This is a genomic window from Amycolatopsis sp. NPDC051371 (genome assembly GCF_040682155.1).
Lineage (GTDB): Bacteria > Actinomycetota > Actinomycetes > Mycobacteriales > Pseudonocardiaceae > Amycolatopsis.
In genome coordinates this window covers 1-18,315 of the sequence record NZ_JBFBAG010000062.1, presented here as the reverse complement: position 1 = coordinate 18,315, position 18,315 = coordinate 1, and the positions used below count along the sequence as shown (strand labels likewise).

Annotated in this window: 16 protein-coding genes; 8 read left to right on the top strand and 8 right to left on the bottom strand. The window is 71.1% G+C overall.

Translation table 11 applies throughout. The annotated features are described in order from the left end of the window. Positions 1–20: 20 nt before the first annotated feature. On the bottom strand, positions 21–1,241 hold the full coding sequence (locus AB0M59_RS46720) for an acetyl-CoA C-acetyltransferase (protein WP_364628578.1): 1,221 nt from the start codon (positions 1,239–1,241) through the stop codon (positions 21–23). 116 nt (positions 1,242–1,357) lie between these two features. On the opposite strand from AB0M59_RS46720, the gene AB0M59_RS46715 reads away from it, so the two are divergent. The 6 genes from AB0M59_RS46715 to AB0M59_RS46690 all read left to right on the top strand — a co-directional run bounded on the left by AB0M59_RS46715 (position 1,358) and on the right by AB0M59_RS46690 (position 8,165). Further along, positions 1,358–2,320, top strand: coding sequence for a pentapeptide repeat-containing protein (locus tag AB0M59_RS46715; RefSeq protein ID WP_364628575.1), 963 nt, complete (start codon positions 1,358–1,360; stop codon positions 2,318–2,320). A 327-nt stretch (positions 2,321–2,647) separates the two neighbouring features. Then, positions 2,648–4,018, top strand: a complete 1,371-nt coding sequence (locus AB0M59_RS46710; protein ID WP_364628573.1) for a cystathionine beta-synthase — start codon at positions 2,648–2,650, stop codon at positions 4,016–4,018. 128 nt (positions 4,019–4,146) lie between these two features. Further along, positions 4,147–5,694 (top strand): hypothetical protein, encoded by a 1,548-nt coding sequence (locus tag AB0M59_RS46705; protein ID WP_364628571.1) that lies wholly within the window; start codon positions 4,147–4,149, stop codon positions 5,692–5,694. A gap of 407 nt (positions 5,695–6,101) precedes the next feature. Continuing rightward, complete coding sequence (locus AB0M59_RS46700) at positions 6,102–6,494, top strand: hypothetical protein (protein ID WP_364628569.1); 393 nt, start codon at positions 6,102–6,104, stop codon at positions 6,492–6,494. A 44-nt stretch (positions 6,495–6,538) separates the two neighbouring features. Further along, positions 6,539–6,973: a hypothetical protein gene (locus AB0M59_RS46695; RefSeq protein ID WP_364628567.1), complete on the top strand. Its 435-nt coding sequence runs from the start codon at positions 6,539–6,541 to the stop codon at positions 6,971–6,973. 34 nt (positions 6,974–7,007) lie between these two features. Continuing rightward, positions 7,008–8,165: a cystathionine gamma-synthase gene (locus tag AB0M59_RS46690; protein WP_364628565.1), complete on the top strand. Its 1,158-nt coding sequence runs from the start codon at positions 7,008–7,010 to the stop codon at positions 8,163–8,165. A gap of 59 nt (positions 8,166–8,224) precedes the next feature. Here the strand turns inward: AB0M59_RS46690 and AB0M59_RS46685 are convergent, their stop codons facing one another. Then, positions 8,225–8,497 (bottom strand): hypothetical protein, encoded by a 273-nt coding sequence (locus AB0M59_RS46685; protein WP_364383159.1) that lies wholly within the window; start codon positions 8,495–8,497, stop codon positions 8,225–8,227. 94 nt (positions 8,498–8,591) lie between these two features. Between AB0M59_RS46685 and ilvA the strand changes: the two genes are divergently transcribed. Next, the gene (ilvA, locus tag AB0M59_RS46680) at positions 8,592–9,794 is read left to right on the top strand and encodes a threonine ammonia-lyase (RefSeq protein WP_364628563.1); all 1,203 of its coding nucleotides are present in this window, start codon (positions 8,592–8,594) and stop codon (positions 9,792–9,794) included. On the opposite strand, the gene AB0M59_RS46675 is transcribed toward ilvA, so the two are convergent. From AB0M59_RS46675 to hppD, 6 genes are all read right to left on the bottom strand, one after another. Continuing rightward, on the bottom strand, positions 9,779–10,624 hold the full coding sequence (locus AB0M59_RS46675) for a ferredoxin (RefSeq protein WP_364628561.1): 846 nt from the start codon (positions 10,622–10,624) through the stop codon (positions 9,779–9,781). The genes ilvA and AB0M59_RS46675 overlap by 16 nt on opposite strands. 2 nt (positions 10,625–10,626) lie before the next feature. Continuing rightward, a complete protein-coding gene (locus AB0M59_RS46670; RefSeq protein ID WP_364628560.1) occupies positions 10,627–11,520 on the bottom strand; it encodes a hypothetical protein in 894 nt (297 codons plus the stop codon). Continuing rightward, on the bottom strand, positions 11,477–15,418 hold the full coding sequence (locus AB0M59_RS46665; RefSeq protein ID WP_364628558.1) for a hypothetical protein: 3,942 nt from the start codon (positions 15,416–15,418) through the stop codon (positions 11,477–11,479). Before AB0M59_RS46665 ends, AB0M59_RS46670 begins: the two co-directional genes overlap by 44 nt. Continuing rightward, positions 15,418–15,726 (bottom strand): type VII secretion target, encoded by a 309-nt coding sequence (locus AB0M59_RS46660; RefSeq protein ID WP_364523866.1) that lies wholly within the window; start codon positions 15,724–15,726, stop codon positions 15,418–15,420. The genes AB0M59_RS46665 and AB0M59_RS46660 overlap by 1 nt, the downstream gene beginning before the upstream one ends. Before the next feature lie 9 nt (positions 15,727–15,735). Beyond that, the gene (locus AB0M59_RS46655; RefSeq protein ID WP_364628557.1) at positions 15,736–16,290 is read right to left on the bottom strand and encodes a YbaB/EbfC family nucleoid-associated protein; all 555 of its coding nucleotides are present in this window, start codon (positions 16,288–16,290) and stop codon (positions 15,736–15,738) included. A 138-nt stretch (positions 16,291–16,428) separates the two neighbouring features. Continuing rightward, the gene (gene hppD / locus AB0M59_RS46650) at positions 16,429–17,628 is read right to left on the bottom strand and encodes a 4-hydroxyphenylpyruvate dioxygenase (RefSeq protein WP_364628555.1); all 1,200 of its coding nucleotides are present in this window, start codon (positions 17,626–17,628) and stop codon (positions 16,429–16,431) included. A gap of 121 nt (positions 17,629–17,749) precedes the next feature. On the opposite strand from hppD, the gene AB0M59_RS46645 reads away from it, so the two are divergent. Then, a complete protein-coding gene (locus AB0M59_RS46645) occupies positions 17,750–18,226 on the top strand; it encodes an Lrp/AsnC family transcriptional regulator (RefSeq protein WP_364628554.1) in 477 nt (158 codons plus the stop codon). Positions 18,227–18,315 lie beyond the last annotated feature (89 nt).

Below are 18,315 nucleotides of genomic sequence, written 5' to 3'. Positions count from 1 at the left end.
AGCCCCGACGGTTCAGCGGGTCAGGAAAGGCGCTCGATGATCATCGCCATGCCCTGGCCGCCGCCGACGCACATCGTCTCCAGGCCGAACTGCTTGTCGTGGTGCTGCAGCGAGTTGATCAGCGTCGACGTGATGCGCGCACCCGTCATGCCGAACGGGTGGCCCACCGCGATCGCGCCGCCGTTGACGTTGAGCCGGTCGAGCTCGATGCCCAGGTCGCGGTACGACGGGATGACCTGCGCCGCGAACGCCTCGTTGATCTCGACGAGGTCGATGTCGCCGATCGACAGCCCGGCGCGGGACAGCGCCTGCTTGGACGCCTCCACCGGGCCGTAGCCCATGATCTCGGGCGAAAGCCCCGTCACCCCCGTCGAAACGATCCGCGCCAGCGGCGTCAGGCCCAGCTCGCGCGCCTTCGTGTCGGACATGACGACCAGCGCCGCCGCGCCGTCGTTGAGCGCGCAGCAGTTGCCCGCCGTCACGCGGCCGTCCGGGCGGAACACCGGCTTCAGGCCCGAAACGCCCTCGATGGTCACGCCCGCGCGCGGGCCGTCGTCCTTCGAGACGACCGTGCCGTCCGCCAGCGTGACCGGCGTGATGTCCTTCGCCCAGAAGCCGTCCGCGATGGCCTTCTCGGCCAGGTTCTGCGAGCGGACGCCGAACTCGTCCATGTCCTCGCGGGTGACACCCTTCACCCGCGCCAGGTTCTCCGCGGTCTGGCCCATCGCGATGTAGACGTCGGGGACGTCCCCGGAGGTGCGCGGGTCGCTCCAGCTGTCGGTGCCGGACTCGGCGGTCGCCGCGGTCCGCTTCTCGGCGTCGGCGAACAGCGGGTTGTGCGTGTCCGGCCACGAGTCCGAGCTGCCCTTGGCGAACCGCGAGACGGTCTCGACGCCGGCCGAGATGAAGACGTCGCCCTCGCCGGCCTTGATCGCGTGGAACGCCATCCGGGTGGTCTGCAGGCTGGACGAGCAGTAACGGGTGATGGTGCAGCCGGGCAGGTGGTCGTAGCCGAGCTCGACCGCGACCGCGCGGCCCATGTTGAACCCGGACTCGCCGCCCGGCAGGCCGCAGCCCAGCATCAGGTCGTCGATGTCGGCGGGGTCGAGCTGCGGCACCTTGGCCAGGGCCGCCTGGATCATCTGCACGGTCAGGTCGTCGGGCCGCATGCTGACCAGCGAGCCCTTCCCGGCGCGGCCGATCGGCGAGCGAGCGGTGGAGACGATGACGGCTTCAGGCATGACGTGACACATCCTCGTATCGCGAGCTAAGCGGTTGCTCATTAGTGTGCCGTGAACCACGCTCCCCGCAAAGCCGAACGCGACCAAGGCAACAGCCGGCTGGCAGGATCACCCCGATGGGGACCGAGGCGCGGGTGCTGCGGACGAGGACGATCCTGCTGTGGGGAGCAGGCCTGCTGGTGATCGCCGCTACCGCGGCCACCCTCCTGCTCACCCTCCTCGGCGGGGGACGTCCCGAAGACTCCGCCCGGCTCGACGCCCTGAAGACCGCCGCCAACATCGTCGTCGGGACCGGGGGTGCCGCCGCCCTGTTGCTCGCCGCGCGGCGGCAGCGGTCGGCCGAGCTGGACCTCGCGCAGAAGGACCACGACGCCACCGAACGCCGGATCACCGAGATCTACGGCAAGGCCGCCGACCAGCTCGGCAGCGACAAGGCCCCGGTCCGGCTCGCCGGCCTCTACTCCCTCGAGCGGCTGGCCGGCGGGTACGCGGAGCACCGGCAGACCATCGTCAACGTCCTCTGCGCCTACCTGCGGATGCCCTTCAAGAACATCGCGAAGAACGCGGAGGAGCTGCAGGTCCGCAAGGCCGCGCAGCGGATCCTGCTGCTGCACCTGCGCCGGGGCGGCGTCGAACAACCGAACGAAGGGTTCTGGCCGGACATCGACCTGGACTTTTCCGGGGCGACGCTCGTCGGGTTGACCCTCACGCACTGCGAGATCCGCTCGATCACCTGCTTCGACACGACGTTTGAAGAACTGGCGTCCTTCCGCGGCACCGAATTCCGCACCAAAGCCGACTTCAACAAAGCGGAGTTCAAAGGCCGCGTCGATTTCCGCGGAACCGTTTTCGGTGGCGACCGCGACTCGTTCAACGGTGCCGTTTTCGCAGGTCCAGCCGATTTCGGGACGAAGTCGGCCGCCCGGCTCGCCGGCGCCGAGGCGCACCAGGGCTTCCGCCGGACCTGGCCGGTGGGCTGGGAAGAACGCCCGATCGCCGACCGGCCGAATCGATCACAATTGACTCGAAAGGACGATCCGGGGGCAACCGGGTGCCCGATAGGATCGTCGCACCAATGAAAGGTCGCCATTCCCGACGCAGGAGGTGAACCGGCGATGGATATCGGAAGGGTCGCTTACTGGGCGTCCCTGGCCCTACGGATGGGGTGCCGCACACGGATCGGCGCCGGGTGGAACCTCCGGGACGGGATCACGGCTCAGCGTGCGGCGGCCCTCGGGCCGGTACCGGTGTAGACGAGCAGCTTGGTGGCTGCCAGCGGTCTCCGCCGGCGGTCCGACCTCGCTCTCGCGGCCCGTGATCACCGACGCGCACCCGGAGACCGCCTGGTGCCCGCCCTCGCGCCTTGAGTGGACAACGCCACCGGTCGGCCGTTTAGGCTGGCGGTCGTGGAGTACGCAGAGCACATCGCAGACCTCGTGGGCAACACCCCCCTGGTCAAGCTGAACTCGTTGACCAAGGGGCTCAAGCCGCTCGTGCTGGCCAAGGTCGAGTACCTGAACCCGGGTGGCTCGGTCAAGGACCGGATCGCGCTGCGCATGATCGAAGCCGCGGAGCGCTCCGGTGAGCTGCGCCCCGGCGGCACGATCGTGGAGCCGACGTCCGGCAACACCGGCGTCGGGCTGGCCATGGTCGCGCAGCGCAAGGGCTATCAGTGCGTCTTCGTCTGCCCGGACAAGGTCAGCGAAGACAAGCGCAACGTCCTCAAGGCCTACGGCGCCCGCGTCGTGGTGTGCCCGACCGCGGTGGCGCCCGAGCACCCCGACTCCTACTACAACGTCTCCGACCGCCTGGTCCGCGAGATCGACGGCGCCTGGAAGCCCAACCAGTACGCCAACGCGCAGAACCCGGAGAGCCACTACCTCTCCACCGGCCCGGAGCTGTGGAAGCAGACCGACGGGAAGATCACCCACTTCGTCGCGGGCGTCGGCACCGGCGGCACGATCTCCGGCACCGGCAAGTACCTCAAGGAGGTCAGCGACGGCCACGTGCAGGTGGTCGGCGCGGACCCGGAGGGCTCGGTCTACTCCGGCGGCAGCGGCCGTCCCTACCTGGTCGAAGGCGTCGGCGAGGACTTCTGGCCGGACACCTACGACCGGAACATCGCCGACGAGATCATCCCGATCTCCGACGCCGACTCGTTCCAGATCACCCGCCGGCTCGCCCTGGAAGAGGGCCTGCTGGTCGGCGGCTCCTGCGGGATGGCCGTCGCCGCCGCGCTGAAGCTCGCCGAGCGGCTCACCGAAGACGACGTCGTGGTCGTGCTGCTGCCCGACGGCGGCCGCGGCTACCTGACGAAGGTGTTCAACGACACCTGGATGTCCTCCTACGGCTTCCTGCCGCCCGACTCTTCCGGCGCGACGGTCGCCGACGTGCTCACGAAGAAGAGCGGCTCGCTGCCGTCGCTGGTGCACTCGCACCCGAACGAGACGGTCGCCGAGGCCATCGCGATCCTGGCCGAGTTCGACGTCAGCCAGATGCCCGTGGTCAGCGCGGAGCCGCCGGTGATGGCGGCCGAGGTCGTCGGCGCGGTCAACGAGCGCGACCTGCTGGACGCGCTGTTCACCGGCAAGGCGCAGCTGGCGGACCGGCTCGAGCAGCACATGTCGCCGCCGCTGCCGACGATCGGCGGTGGCGAGCAGGTGGGCGCCGCGATGACGGCGCTCGAGGGTGCCGACGGCGCGCTCGTGCTGGTCGACGGCAAGCCGGCCGGGGTCGTCACCCGGCACGACCTCCTGGGCTTCCTGGCCGGCCGCTGAACAGGAGCTGTGAAAGTCGTTAATCGGATCATCCGGCCGGGGCGTTACGAGCGCCCTGCCGGGTGATCCGATAGCGTGAGCGCAAATAGAACACTTTCGCGTCCTCGTCAAGGGGGTTCAAGACCCACATGAGTGCACCGCAGCCACCGAACCAGCCGTGGGGTGGCGGCCAGCCACCTCAGGGCCCACCGAGTGGCCCCCAGCCGCAGCAGGACAACCCGTTCGGCAGCCCGGAACCGACCCAGGTCGTGCAGCCCGCCCAGCCACAGGGCGGTTCCCCGTTCGGGGAGACGCCCGAACCGACCCAGGTCGTCCAGCCGAACCACCCGGGTGACGGCGGGGCGGGCGCGACCCAGGCGATGCCGCCGGTCGACGCGAACGCGACGCAGTTCGTGAACCCGGCCGGCGGCGGCGACGCCCCGGTCTCGGACTCCACGCAGCTGGTCCCGCCGGGCTCCCAGCCGCCGGCGATCCCGTACACCCCGCCGCCGAGCGCGGCCGACAACCCGGCCGCGGCGTTCGGCCAGCAGCCGGGCGGCTACGGCCAGCAGGGTGGTTTCGGTCAGCAAGGGCAGCCCGGTCAGCCGGGCGGGTTCGGCCAGCAGCCGGGCTTCGGCCAGCCGGGACAGCCCGGCCAGCCGCCGCAGGGCTTCGGCGGTCCCGGGTTCGGTGGCCCCCAGCAGCCCGGCTTCGGTGGTCAGCCGCCGCAGTTCGGCGCTCCGTCGGGCGGCAACAACGGTCTCTTCGGCTACATCGCCGGCGGCGTGGTCGCCCTGCTGGGCCTGGTCGCGCTGATCATCTCGTTCAGCTACATGGGCGACGCGAGCGACTACTCCACGCTGGTCGGGGACACGCCGAACCAGGAGCTGATCCAGAAGGCGCTCGACGCGGCCGGGATCGTCGGCCCGGGCACCGTCTGGTTCTACGTGGTCATGATCCTGCTGGGTTCGTTGATCTCCCTCGCCGGTGGCGTCGGGCTGGCGCTCGTGGGCAAGCTCGGCGGGCTCAAGAAGTTCGTCCCGATCGCGATCGTCGCGGGTGGCGCGCTCCTCACGATCTTCGCGCTGCTGCTCAAGATCGGGATGACACCGAACGCCGATGCGCTGGCCGGGGCTTCCGCCTCCGAGCGGAGCACCTTCGGCCTCGGGCTCCCGCCGCTGATCATCGGCGTGCTCATCCTCATCGTGGGTGTGCTCGGCCTCATCCCGGCGACGCAGCAGTTCGTCGGCCTCGGCGGCGGTGCCGCGCCGGGCGGGCCGCAGGGCTTCGGCGGACCTCCGCAGGGTGGTTTCGGTGGCCCGCAGCAGCCGGGCGGGTTCGGTCAGCCGGGGCAGCCCGGTCAGCCGGGTCAGCCGGGTGGGTTCGGGCAGCAGCAGCCGGGCGGCTACGGCCAGCCGGGGCAGCCGCCGCAGGGCTACGGCCCGCCTCCGGGCTACGGCCAGCCGGGCGGGCCCAACCCGTCCAGTGGCGGGTTCCCGCAGCCGTCGAGTGGGGGCTTCCCGCAGCCGGGCCAGCCGCCGCAGCCGGGCGGGTACGGCCAGCCGGGCCAGCCGCCGCAGGGCTACCCGCAGCAGCCGGGGCAGCCGCCGCAGGGCTGGGGCCAGCCCCCGGGCCAGCAGGGCCCGCCGAACGGCGGGTACGGCCAGCCCGGTCAGCCGCCGCAGCAGCAATGGTGAACTAGTACACCTTCTCTTGCCCCGGAGCCCATTCGGCTCCGGGGCAAGCTGCATTTATAGCCGATTGCGCAATTGTCCGAATAGGACAATTCTGCGATATCGTAGGTCATCCGCGTCGCGTGACAGCATTTCTGCCGCTACCGCAGGAAAATGATCTTGGGTTCCGCCGTCCGGCCCAATTCCGTTCTCTTTCGGAGTCTCTTCCCCCTTTGCGGACTAGGGTGAACGCCGTAGTCCCGCGCTCTGCTGATGGGGGAGTTGTGACCGCTCCACGCGGATATCCGGTATCGCGTTCGCATTCGTATTCGTCGGCTCGGCCATCCGGAGTAACAGCGGTTCTCGCTGGCCTGCTCGGACTCGCGGCCGCCGTCGCCGCGGGATATGTGCCGGTCAAGATCTTTCTCGACATGCCCGCCGAATTCAGCCTCGGCGCCCTGCCGGGCTGGGTGCTCGTGGACTTGGCCGCCTATCTCGGGGCCGGGCTCGTGCTCCTGCTGGGCGCGCTGGTGACGCTGTTCCGCGCGACGGCGGGCGCGGTCCTGCTCGGCCTGGGTTCCCTGCTGGCCGTCGGGGCGCTGCTGATGGAGCCGCTGTCCGTGGGCGTCCCGCTGGCCCGGTTCGCGGACGCGATGTTCACCCACGGCGGGTTCGCGATGGTGGACCGGGTGGGCCTCGCCGCCCTGGCGGTGCTGGTGCTGGTCCTGGCGTTCCTGCCGCCGACCCTGCGCTACCTGCGCTACCGCACGCCGGCGGTGCCGATGTGGGCGGGCCAGGAGGCCTACTCGACCCGGAGCTGGTGACCCACGCCGGTCACCCGCGGTGATCGACCGTATCCTCGGCTGCCGTGACCCGAACCGAAGGCCGGACGGCGCTCGCCGCCGCGTCACTCGCCCTGCTCGGCGGGCTGCTGTACCTGGCCGGGCTGGTGCTGGACGTCATCGCGATCGTCCGGTTCCCCGGTGACGTCGGCCGCGTCGCCGTCCACGCGGCCGTGAACGCCGTGCTCGCCTCGACGCTGGTGCCCGGCGGGGTCCTGCTGCTGCGCCGGCAACCCGTCGGCCGGATCGGGTGCATCGCCGGGAGCTCGGCGGCGTTGCTCGCGACGCTGACGTCGGCGGTCCTCGCGGCCGCCGGGCTCACCTTCGGCGGCCCCGGCGACCTGGCGATGGGCGGGCTGACCGCGCTGGCCCTGGTAGCGCCGCCGGCCGCCGTCACGCTGCTGCTCGCGGCGTCCGCGCCCACGGCCCGGTGGTGCGGGACTGAGATCCGTCCCACCTGACGGGAATGCCGGGGCCTCGCCGTACGCTTACCCCATGGTGGACGACTACTCCGTACTGGGATTCGAGACTCGCGCGATCCACGCCGGTCAGAAGCCAGACCCCCGCACCGGCGCCGTGATCGTGCCGATCTACCAGACCTCGACCTACGCGCAGGACGGCGTGGGCGGGACCCGCGAGGGCGACTACGAGTACTCGCGCACCGCGAACCCGACGCGCTCGGCGCTGGAGGAGGCGCTGGCCTCGCTGGAAGGCGGCCGGCACGCGCTGGCCTACGCGTCCGGCATGGCGGCCTCCGACGTGGTGCTGCGCAGTACCCTGCGCCCCGGTGACCACCTGGTGCTCGGCAACGACGCGTACGGCGGCACGTTCCGCCTGATCGACAAGGTGCTCAGCCTGTGGGGCGTCGAGCACACCGTCGCCGACCTGGCGAACCTCGACGAGGTGCGCGCCGCGATCCGCCCCGAGACCAAGCTGATCTGGTGCGAGTCGCCGACCAACCCGATGCTCGGCATCGCCGACATCGCCGCGCTGGCCGGCGTCGCGCACGACGCCGGCGCCCGCCTGGTGGTCGACAACACCTTCGCGACGCCGTACCTGCAGAACCCGCTCTCGCTGGGCGCGGACATCGTGCTGCACTCCACGACGAAGTACCTCGGCGGGCACTCCGACGTCGTCGGCGGCGCGGTGATCACGAACGAGGACGAGCTGCGCGAGCAGCTGTTCTACCTGCGCAACGCCGCGGGCGCGGTGCCCGGGCCGTTCGACGCGTGGCTGACGCTGCGCGGCATCAAGACGCTGGCCCTGCGCATGGAACGGCACAGCGACAACGCCGAACTGGTCGTGCAGGCGCTGGTCAAGCACCCGAAGGTCGCGAAGGTCTACTACCCGGGCCTGCCGGAGCACCCCGGCCACGAGACGGCGGCGAAGCAGATGCGCCGCTTCGGCGGGATGGTCTCGTTCAGCCACGCGGACGGCGAGCAGGCGGCGCTGGAGGTGGCGTCCCGCACGAAGCTGTTCATCCTGGCGGAGTCCCTCGGCGGCATCGAGTCGCTGATCGAGCACCCGGGCAAGATGACCCACGCGAGCACCGCGGGCTCGACGCTGCAGGTCCCGTCCGACCTGCTGCGCCTGTCGGTCGGCATCGAGGACGGCCGCGACCTCGTCGCGGACCTGCTGACCGCCCTGGGCTGACCCTCGGACACAGCGAACGGCGCCGGAGCTGCTCCGGCGCCGTTTTCTTGCTCGAAAACTCAGGGGTTGTAGTTGCCGTGCACGACGCCACCCGACTTCGGGGTGCCCGTCGCCGGCAGGCTCGCGCCATCCACGCAGCCGCCCACCAGCTCCACGTGGCTGTCGTGGCGGATGTACTGGGCCGGGGAACCGCACGAAGCGCTGTCCACCGTGAAGTACGCGGCTCCGGTCAGCGCGGCCGCGGAGGCGACGCCGATCACCAGCGGGAGCAGGCCGGCCGACCGGGTCGCGCGACTCCGTCGAGCGGCGTCCGCGTCGTTCCCCCGTGCCATGGTTGCTCCCTGTTTACCGCGTGTTGACACGCCCAGGGTACCCGGCTCCCGGTCGTGTCAACCTGTGGAGTTCCTGAGTGGCATCATCCGGGCCATGGAACTCGTGACCATCGAGCGGATCCAGGCCGCCCGGGAACTCCTACGCGGAGTCACCCGGGTGACGCCGATGGAGCACGCGCGCGACCTGCGCCGGCTCCACGGCGGTCCGGTGCACCTGAAGTGCGAAAACCTGCAGCGAACCGGGTCGTTCAAGATCCGCGGCGCCTACACCCGCATCCACGGCCTGAGCCAGGCCGAACGCGAACGCGGCGTCGTCGCGGCCAGTGCCGGCAACCACGCGCAGGGCGTCGCGCTCGCGTCGTCGCTGCTCGGCGCCAAGTCCACCGTCTTCATGCCGCTGCGGGCGCCGCTGCCGAAGCTCGCGGCCACCCGCGGGTACGGCGCCGACGTCCACCTCCACGGCGCGCTGCTGGAGGAGACCATCGCCGCGGCGATCGAGTTCGGCGAGCGGACCGGGGCGGTGTTCATCCACCCCTTCGACCACGCGGACGTCATCGCCGGCCAGGGCACCGTCGGCCTCGAGATCCTCGAGCAGGTGCCGGGCGTGAAGACGATCCTGGTCGCCACCGGCGGCGGCGGGCTGGTGGGCGGGGTCGCGTCGGCGGTGAAGGCGGTGCGCCCGGACGTCCGCGTCGTCGGCGTGCAGGCCGAGGAGGCGGCGGCTTACCCGCCGTCGCTGGCCCAGGGCATGCCGGTGCGGCTGAGCTCGACCTCGACGATGGCCGACGGGATCGCGGTCGGCGAACCGGGCCCGGTCAGCTTCGCGCACGTCGCGTCGCTGGTGGACGACGTCGTGACGGTCTCCGAGCAGTCCCTCTCCCGCGCGGTGCTGCTCTGCCTGGAACGCCGCAAGCTGGTGGTGGAGCCGGCGGGCGCGGCGACGGTCGCGGCGCTGCTGCAGCACCCCGGCATCTTCGAGCCGCCGGTCGTCGCGATCCTCTCGGGCGGCAACGTCGACCCGGTGCTGCTCCTGCAGATCATCCAGCACGGCATGACGGCCGGCGGCCGCTACCTGCGCCTCCACCTGCGGGTCCCGGACCGCCCGGGTTCGCTGGTGGGCGTGCTGTCCTGCGTGAGCGGGCTGGGCGCGAACGTGCTCGACGTCGAGCACTCCCGGATTTCCGGCAGCCTCGACCTCGGCGAGGCGGACGTCGTCCTGGCGCTCGAAACCCGCGGTCCCGAGCACTGCAAGGAGCTTGAGATCGCGTTGACGGACGCCGGCTACACCGTTGTCTGAGGCTGCTCTCCGGTGATGGCGGCCAAGGCCAGGTCCTTCGCCGGCTCGGGGACGTCCGACGGCGCGGTGAAGCGGCGGGCCCGGATGTGGGCGACCAGGTCCGGGTCCGGCGGCACCCCGTGCTCACGCAGGTAGTACGCCACCGCGCCGGGCCAGGCCCAGGCGCCGTCGGTGCGGAAGTTCATCGGCACCGCGTCGGTGCGGTCCGGCGCGAACGCGTCCGGGCCGTTGCTGCGCGAGGCCAGGATGACCGGCGCCGCGTCGAGGTACGCCAGCACCCGTTCGGCCTCCGCCGGGACGAGCGGCCGGCGCCGGACGAGCGGCTTGCCCGACGCGTCGACGCCGTCGTGGATCCGCGGTGTGCGGACCTCCCCGTCGGCGACCGGTGGGGTCAGCGCCGCACGCTCACGCAGCCAGCCCGGGATGTGCTCGTCGGCGCGCGGGAAGAACCGCAGCTCGTCCTGGAACCCGATCGGCGGCGGCTGCTGCCGGAACGGCGGTTCGAGGTCCGGCCGCACGAAGTCGACGTCCGGGGGCTGCCCGGGTTCGAACACCAGGATCGCGCCCAGCCAGGTGCCAAGGCCGGGCTGGTACATGCCCGCTCGCAGCACGCCGAGCAGCCGCACCGCCTCGGGGTGGGGCTGCACCGTCCGGGGACGCCCGTCCGGAGCCGTCACCAGCAGCTCGGTTTCGACGTGCCGGCCCGCGGCGCGGTACTCGACTCGCAGCTGCCGCCACCCGGGCGGTATCTGCGCCGTCAGCGCCGCGCCGATCTGCCGGACGATCTCCTGCTGCTGGTCCGGGCGCAGCGGCCCCGGTGGCTGCGTCATGGTCAGGCCCCCTCGGCGCCTTGGCGCAACCAGTCGGGCGTGCGCCGCTCGGAGCGCGGGTAGCGGCGCAGCTCTTCGGCGTACGCCTCGGCCGGCGGCCGCGTCTGGAAGCCCGGGTCTTCGGTCGTGTTGAACTGCGCTTTGACCGACTCCGGGAACTTCATTTCGTACTTCAGGCTCACCCACGTGCCCCGGTCTTCGGACGCCGAAGCCGCGCGGTGGCGCCGAAGCAGCTCGAGCACCTGCTCCGGCGGCGTCCACGGGTAGACCGTCCCGGTGATCGAGTGGACGACCGCGCCGGACTCCTCGTAGTCGCCGACCGCGCGGAACTGCAGCTGGACGTAGTCCCAGCCCGCGGGAAGGGCGAACTTCAGCTCGTCCGCGACGCTCTTCAGCAGGGCGTTCGGGTCGTCCGGGGTCCGCGTCCCGCCGGTTTCCCCCTTGATCCCTTCCCGGTACCAGGCCGGAATCCACTCGTCGTCGCGGGGGAAGGTCTCGAAGTCGTGGTCGAAGACCGCGGTCTCGACCGGCGGGTCCCACCGCGGGTCCGAGTCGAAGTTGTAGGTCACGCGGTAGTCACCGGTCGGCTCGATGACCAGCCGCATCGACAGCCAGGTGCCGCGGCCGCGCACGTACTTCTTCTGCCGCAGCTCGAACAGCAGCGGGCTGATGGCGGGCGGCGGTTCCATCCTCGCCGCGTCGCCGTCGGGCATGACGACCGCGAGCGAGATCTCCTCGACCGTCGAAGCGACGCGGGCCGTCATGTCGATCCGCCGCCAGCCTTCGGGAGCGGCGTCCATCAGCCAGCCGCCGATCCAGCGGACGACCTGGTCCTCGTCCGCCTCCCGGAGATCAGGTCCGGGTGGGGGGTACCACGGGGGCTGGGAGCGGGACATTGCGGAAACTCCTGTAGTTGTAGGTGCGGGTGCCGTCGGGGTGGATTCTCTCGGACATCACGTGCAGGCGGTCGGGGCTCTCGGTGTTCGGCGTCGACGGCTCGTCGGCGTAGACGCGCGTCGTGCCGTGGTCGCCGCCGTTGCGCTCGAACGTCCGGCGGTCCGTTTCCATCTGCGCCCAGTTGTGTTCGTCGCCCACGAGGTGGTTCTGGTTGTAGTCCTGCGGAACCATGCCCATCCGGCCCTGCAGGCCACCCGACCGGTGGTCGGCGGTGTGCCCGCCGCGGTTGACGGTGCTGCCCGGGTGGTCTTCCAGCCCGACGTGGCCGGTGCGTTCCTGGGGGCCGAGGCCGACCCGCTTCGTGGCCGGGCTGGAGTAGTCCGGCTCCCAGGAGACGGCGGCGTTGCCGTGCTCGTCGACGTGGTAGTGCATGTTGTCGGCGCCGATCTCGTACTTGGCGCCGCGCACCGGCATGCCGTCGGGCCGGCCGGCGTGCTGGTCGTGCATCGTGTTCTTGTCGCCCGTCTCCGGGTTGATCATGCCGCGTTCGTTGTCGTGCCACGTCTTGATGTGCGTGAACTCCGGCGGGTTGTCGCCGCTGGTGTAGAAGGTGCCGTGCCACTGGTCGGTGCCGTCGGGCGCCTTCGAGTAGATCTCGTACCGGCTGTTCGGCTTGAGGTCCTCCGGGGGTGTGGCACCGAACGGCCCGTCGCCGTCGTGGCTGGGGTTGTAATCGGTGATCCGGCATTCGACGGGTGGCGGGGTCATCGGCGGGTCGAAGTGGTCGATGTCCAGCTCGGGACGGCCGTCCGCGTCGGTGTGGAACTCGAACTGGCCTTCGCCGGTGTTGACGCGGTAGTCGACGTCGCCGAGCAGGTGGGAGGCGTCCGGGTTGCCGGTCTGGACCCTCGGGTCCACGTCGCTGCCGACGCGGGTGTTCGGGACGTCGGCGTCGATGTGCGTGATCCGAGGCGGCTGCTCGCCGTTCGTGTACACGCGGGTGAAGCGGCCGTCCGGGTCGGTGACCTCGTAGCGCGTGTTCGGTTCGAGGTGCCGCGCGTTCGCCGGGTCGAAGAACCGTTCGTTCCGCCCGAGCGTCAGGTCTTCGTGGCGCTTGAACTCCGGTTCGTGCCAGCCTTCGTCGAGGTCGTGCATGTCCGGGTGGTCCTTGCCCCGGGCGAGCGCGCTGTCGGCGTCAACGTCGTGCGCGTCGCCGTGGTGGCTGTCGGGCGCGAACCCGTCGTCGCCGGCGCGGTGGGTCGAGCCGTCCGGGTGGTGGGTGTTCCACTCGCCGTCCGGGGGGATGCGGGGGCGCATCCGGCCGTCCGGGCCGATCTCGTAGTCGGACGAGAAGACGCGGCCGTGCGAGTCGGTCCACGCCGGCTTCGTCGGGGCCATGACTTCGGTGTCGAGCTCACGCGAAAGCCGGTGCGCGAAGTCGTTCGAGCTCGCGTCGCAGCCGATCAGGCGGACCGGGCGGCCGTCGTAGTCGCCGTTGCGGCGCAGGACGTCCGCGAACTCCTCCGGCGTGTACAGCCGGTCGCCGATGCGCGCGTGGCCGTCCGGCGTGACGTGCACGTCGACGGTGTAGCGCCCGTCCGGGTCGGGCTGCACGCGGTGCGGCAGGTCGCCCATGTCGGGGTCGCCGGCGTGGTACGAGCTGCCCGACGGCGTGCTTTCCGAGTGCCGCGCGTTGACCTCGTCCGGGGTCAGCGGGCCGGAGTCACCGTGGTGCGGGGCGCCGCCGTCCGGGTCGTGGGGACCGGGACCGTGCTCGTGCGGGGCGTTTTCGTGCGGGGCGTTTTGGTGCGGGGCGTTTTGGTGTGGGCGGCCGCCGCCGTCGGGGCCGTGCGTGCCGGGGCCGTACCCACGGGCGGCCGGCGCGGGCGCGTCCGGTGTGCGCGGCCGGCCGGAAGGCAGGTCACCGCCGGTGCGGGGCCGGCCCGGTGCGTCGACGTGCGGGGTGTGCGCGCCCGGGCTGCCCGGGGTGCCGGTCCAGCCGCCGCCACCGCCGGTGCGCGGGGAGCCGCCGCCGAGGCCGCCGCTTCCACCCCCGGGTGCGCCGCCGGGCGGCATCCCGCCGCCGCCCGTCATCGGCGCGCCACCCTGCGGCGGGACGCCGGACGCGGCGCCGTCCCCGCCGCGCGGCGACGGGACCGTGCCCGGGTCGCCGGTGCGCGGGGCGGTCGGCGCGGTGCCGCTGGCGGAGGTGGTGCCGTCGGCACGCGGAGGTGCGGCGGCGCTGCTCGGGGTCTCGGTGCCGGCGTGCGAACCGGGCGCGGCGGGCGAGGAGCCGGAGTGCGTGGGCGATGGACCGCTGTCGCCGCCCCGCGCCGGGGACGGACTGCTGTCGCCCGCGTGCGAGGGAGAGCTGTCCGCGGCGCGGGAGGGCGTGTTGTCGCCGGCGCGGGTGGGCGAGGGGCTGGAGTCGCTGGTGTGGGACGGCGTGCTGTCGCTGCCGCGGGTGGGCGAGGGGCTGGAGTCGCCGGTGTGGGACGGCGTGCTGTCGCTGCCGCGGGTGGGCGAGGGGCTGGAGTCGCCGGTGTGGGACGGCGTGCTGTCGCTGCCGCGGGTCGGCGACGGGCTCGAATCGCCCGCGTGGGAAGGCGATCGAGTCGGCGACGGGCTGCTGTCGCCCGCGTGCGACGGGCTCGAATCCCCGGTGTGGGAGGGCGAACTTTCGCCTGAGCGCACCGAAGACGGGCTGCTGTCCGGCGATCCGTCACCGCTGTGCGCCGACGGGGAACTGTCCCCGTCCGGCGAACCGGATCCGTCCCGGCTCGAACTCCGGCGCGCTGCCGGATCCGGCGACGAGTCCGTGTTCATCGGGTCGGAACTCGGCGAATCCCCGTCCGCGTGGCCGGGATCGCCGGAGTCGGTCGACGAAGTCTCGCCGCTGTGCGAACCGTCCCCCTCGCCGCTGTGGGAACCGTCGCCGCCGGAGGAACCGTCGCCGTCGCCGGAGTGCGAGCTTTCGCCGTCCCCACCGGAAGAACCTTCGCCGTGGGCACGCGCGTGGACGCCGCCACCCTCCCCCTTGGGGATCTTGTGGACGAAGCCGCCTTCCTTGACCTTCAGCCCGTCGAGCCCGCTGACCTTGCCCAGCACCTTGCCGAAGACCTTCGCGATCTTCTCGAAGATGTCGACCAGCTTCGACAGCAGCGGCGACACCTTGCGGATCGTGTCGGTGAGCTTCTTGAGCAGCTCGCCGATCTTCTTGCCCCACTTGGCGATCGCGGCCGACGCCTGCGCCACCACGACCGGCGTGCCGAAGCCGAGGGAGAAGACCTCTTCCATCACCCAGGCGATCAGCTTGCCGACCAAGTCCGCGATCAGCTGCCGCACGGTCTCGCGCACGAACGAAACGACCTGGCCCATGATCATCGTGACCGTGCTGATCGCGCCGGCCACCGTTGCCGCGCCGGACAACGCGTCGCTGTGCTCGGCGGCGAACTTGCGGTACGCGTCGGCGCCGTCACCGGTCCAGCCGGTGGTGCCGTTCTTGACCGCGTTGTCGAAGTCGGTCTTGCGCTCGCCCAGTGCCTTCGAGACGTTGCCCCAAGTGTCCGCATAGGACTGGATCACCGGCGGGTTGCCCGCGACGGAGTCGAGCATGTCCTTCAGCGGCTGGATGTGCTCCATCAGGAACGACGCCACCGACGACATCAGGTACCCGAACGGGTCGACCGCGGCACCCGCGATCTCCCCGGCCAGGCTGAGCACGCCCAGCCCGCCGGAAACCCAGTCGCCGTCCTTGATCCCGTTGAACGCGTCCATCGACGACTCGGCGATGCCGATGCCGCCGGCCCAGCCGTAGTCACCGTTGCCCGCGGTGAACGCGCCCGGCCCGTCCGGGTCCGCCTTGGCGTCGACGACGAGCGGGTTGCCCTCGGGCATCACGCACCGCCCGCGGACTTGTTCAGGTCGTCGGCCACCCCGGCCTCGTACTTGTGGTACGCCGCCGCGGCTTCGCGGACCTTGCCGGAGACGGCGGTCATCGCCTGCACGGCGTCCTTGAGCGCGTCGATCCCGTACTGCTCGACGGGGTCGAGCATCATCCGGAACGGCTGGCAGAGGATGCCGTACGCGTCGGTCGGCATGCTGACCTGGTTCGCCGCGTCGACGGCCTGCTGCAGCCCGTCACCGATGGCGTCGAGCTGCTTCGCGTGCGCCGTGAGGTCGGTGCTGAGTTCCACGTCCGTCACTGTTCCCCCTCAGGAAAGAATCGGTCCGCCGAAGTCGTCGTCATCGTCGTTGTCGGTCGGACGCCGGCGCCGGAGCGGCGGCTGTTGCTGCTGCGGCGGCGCGGGCGGCGGCGGGGTGCGCGGCTGCTCGTCGTTGTCCTCCGGCAGGAACCGGCGGACGCGGTCGGGCTCCGGGAACGCGGGTTCGGGCTCCGGCGGCGGTTCCGGGAAGGTGCTCTGCGCCTCGCGGACGATCTCCACCGCGGCCTGGTCGCCGGTGCCGGTGGTCTCGGTCATGGCCTGCTGCAGCAGCTCCGGGATCCGGGCCTGCGCGCGCTGCACCAGCTGCATCACCTGCGCCGACACCTCGGCCATCCGCTTCCCGGCGGCGGCTTCGGTGATGACGAGGTTCTTCAGCAGGCCGCGCGAATCGACGGTCACCTGGACCGTGCCGTCCTTCGACCGCTCGGTGACCGACTGGTCCTGCATGCGATCGGCCAGCGCCTGGTACCGCGCGGCGTTCTCCTCGAGCCGCTTGGTCCAGTTGTCGATCATCGCGTCGCTGGCGTCGATGCTGTCCGGCATCCCGGCCCCTTCTCTCTGCTTCTCCACACTGACGGTTCCGGGGAGCAGTCGGTTCCCGACTGTGTCCCTCGAAACGCGTCAAAGGCCACCATAGGGGACCCGGAGGTGCCCGATGGTGGCCTTCGCCGTTTCGTGAAACTACAGGTTGCCGCGGCGCTCCTGCTCGCGCTCGATCGCCTCGAACAGGGCCTTGAAGTTGCCCTTGCCGAAGCCGAGCGAGCCGTGGCGCTCGATCAGCTCGTAGAAGACGGTCGGACGGTCGCCGATCGGCTTCGTGAAGATCTGCAGCAGGTAGCCGTCCTCGTCGCGGTCGACCAGGATGCTGTGCTCCTTGAGCGTCTCGATCGACACGCGGACGTTGCCGATCCGGGCGCGCAGCTCCGGGTCTTCGTAGTACGACGCCGGGGTGTCCAGGAACTCGACGCCGGCGGCGCGCATCGCGGTGACGGTCGCGATGATGTCGTTGGTGGCCAGCGCGATGTGCTGGCAGCCGGCGCCGCCGTAGAACTCGAGGTACTCGTCGATCTGCGACTTCTTCTTCGCGACGGCGGGCTCGTTCAGCGGGAACTTGACCCGGTGGTTGCCGTTCGAGACGACCTTGCTCATCAGCGCCGAGTACTCGGTCGCGATGTCGTCGCCGACGAACTCCGCCATGTTCACGAAGCCCATGACGCGGTGGTACCAGTCGACCCAGTAGTCCATCTTGCCGAGCTCGACGTTGCCGACGCAGTGGTCGACGGCCTGGAACAGCCGCTTCGGCGCGCCTTCCGGCCGCTTGATCGTGCTCTCGCGCGGCTCGTAGCCGGGCAGGTAGACGCCGGTGTAGCGCGACCGGTCGACCAGCGAGTGGCGGGTCTCGCCGTAGGTCGCGATCGCGGCGACGCGCACGGTGCCGTGCTCGTCGGAGACGTCGTGCGGCTCCTCGAGGACGGTCGCGCCCTGCGAACGGGCGTGCTCGACGCACTTGTCGACGTCGGTGGTCTCCAGCGCCAGGTCGATGACGCCGTCGCCGTGCTTGCGGTGGTGGTCGAGCAGCGGCGAGTCCGGCTTCACGCCGCCGGTGATGACGAACCGGGCCGAGCCGGACTTGAGGACGTAGGACTTGCGCTCGAAGTCGCCGGTCTCGGGGCCCGAGTAAGCGATGAGCTGCATCCCGAACGCGATCTGGTAGTACCAGGCCGTCTGGGTGGCGTTGCCCGCGATGAACACCACCGCGTCCATGGCCTTGACCGGGAACGGGTCGGTCGAGGCGTCGTGGTCGACAAGCCCGACGAGCTGACGCAGCTGGTCATAGCTGACGTCGTCGAGGCCGCTCTGGGGTTCGGCAGTCTGGGTCATACCTCGAAGGATCGACCCTATGAGGCAAGATGTGCAATGGTCTCAGTTTTTACTGGACAACATGCTTGGTGACGGCCGGACAACGGCTGTCATCGTGGACAACTTGTGCAGGGAGAGAGCAATGTCGGAGAACCTCGACGCGTTGGACGCGCGCCTGCTGCTGTTGCTCACCGACTCCCCCCGGCTGGGGGTGCTGGAGAGCGCCCGCCGGCTGGGGGTCGCGCGCGGGACGGTCCAGGCGCGCCTCGACCGCCTGACCGACCGCGGCATCCTCGGCGGCTTCCCGCCGGAGCTCGACCTGGCGGCGATGGGCTACGAGCTGACGGCGTTCGCGGTGCTGGAGATCGCCCAGGGCCGCCGCGCGGAGGTGGCGGAAGCGCTTTCGGCGATCGACGAGGTCTGCGAAGTCCACGCGACGACCGGCCAGGGCGACCTGTTCGTGCGGATGGTGGCGCGGGGCAACGACGACCTGCAACGGGTGATCGACGAGGTGGTGGGGGTCCCGGACGTGCTGCGGACGTCGACGTCGATCGCTTTGTCGACCCCGGTGCCGCCGCGGGTCCGCCCCCTGCTCGAACGCACTGCCGGTCGTGAGTGAGAAACAGGGTTCTAACCCTCCGTGACCTGAACGAGTGTTCGGTGACAACTGCTGTGACAACCGGAGCTTCGCTCCGGGCCGGGGGCTCC

What these genes read in the sequence shown, in the direction of transcription:
- AB0M59_RS46715 (WP_364628575.1), top strand. Translation starts at nt 1,358, where the DNA reads ATGGGGACCGAGGCGCGGGTGCTGCGGACGAGGACGATCCTGCTGTGG.
- AB0M59_RS46705 (WP_364628571.1), top strand. Translation starts at nt 4,147, where the DNA reads ATGAGTGCACCGCAGCCACCGAACCAGCCGTGGGGTGGCGGCCAGCCA.
- AB0M59_RS46700 (WP_364628569.1), top strand. Translation starts at nt 6,102, where the DNA reads ATGCCCGCCGAATTCAGCCTCGGCGCCCTGCCGGGCTGGGTGCTCGTG.
- hppD (WP_364628555.1), bottom strand. Translation starts at nt 17,628, where the DNA reads ATGACCCAGACTGCCGAACCCCAGAGCGGCCTCGACGACGTCAGCTAT.
- AB0M59_RS46655 (WP_364628557.1), bottom strand. Translation starts at nt 16,290, where the DNA reads ATGCCGGACAGCATCGACGCCAGCGACGCGATGATCGACAACTGGACC.
- AB0M59_RS46645 (WP_364628554.1), top strand. Translation starts at nt 17,750, where the DNA reads ATGTCGGAGAACCTCGACGCGTTGGACGCGCGCCTGCTGCTGTTGCTC.
- ilvA (WP_364628563.1), top strand. Translation starts at nt 8,592, where the DNA reads ATGGAACTCGTGACCATCGAGCGGATCCAGGCCGCCCGGGAACTCCTA.
- AB0M59_RS46675 (WP_364628561.1), bottom strand. Translation starts at nt 10,624, where the DNA reads ATGACGCAGCCACCGGGGCCGCTGCGCCCGGACCAGCAGCAGGAGATC.
- AB0M59_RS46665 (WP_364628558.1), bottom strand. Translation starts at nt 15,418, where the DNA reads ATGCCCGAGGGCAACCCGCTCGTCGTCGACGCCAAGGCGGACCCGGAC.
- AB0M59_RS46720 (WP_364628578.1), bottom strand. Translation starts at nt 1,241, where the DNA reads ATGCCTGAAGCCGTCATCGTCTCCACCGCTCGCTCGCCGATCGGCCGC.
- AB0M59_RS46690 (WP_364628565.1), top strand. Translation starts at nt 7,008, where the DNA reads ATGGTGGACGACTACTCCGTACTGGGATTCGAGACTCGCGCGATCCAC.
- AB0M59_RS46685 (WP_364383159.1), bottom strand. Translation starts at nt 8,497, where the DNA reads ATGGCACGGGGGAACGACGCGGACGCCGCTCGACGGAGTCGCGCGACC.
- AB0M59_RS46670 (WP_364628560.1), bottom strand. Translation starts at nt 11,520, where the DNA reads ATGTCCCGCTCCCAGCCCCCGTGGTACCCCCCACCCGGACCTGATCTC.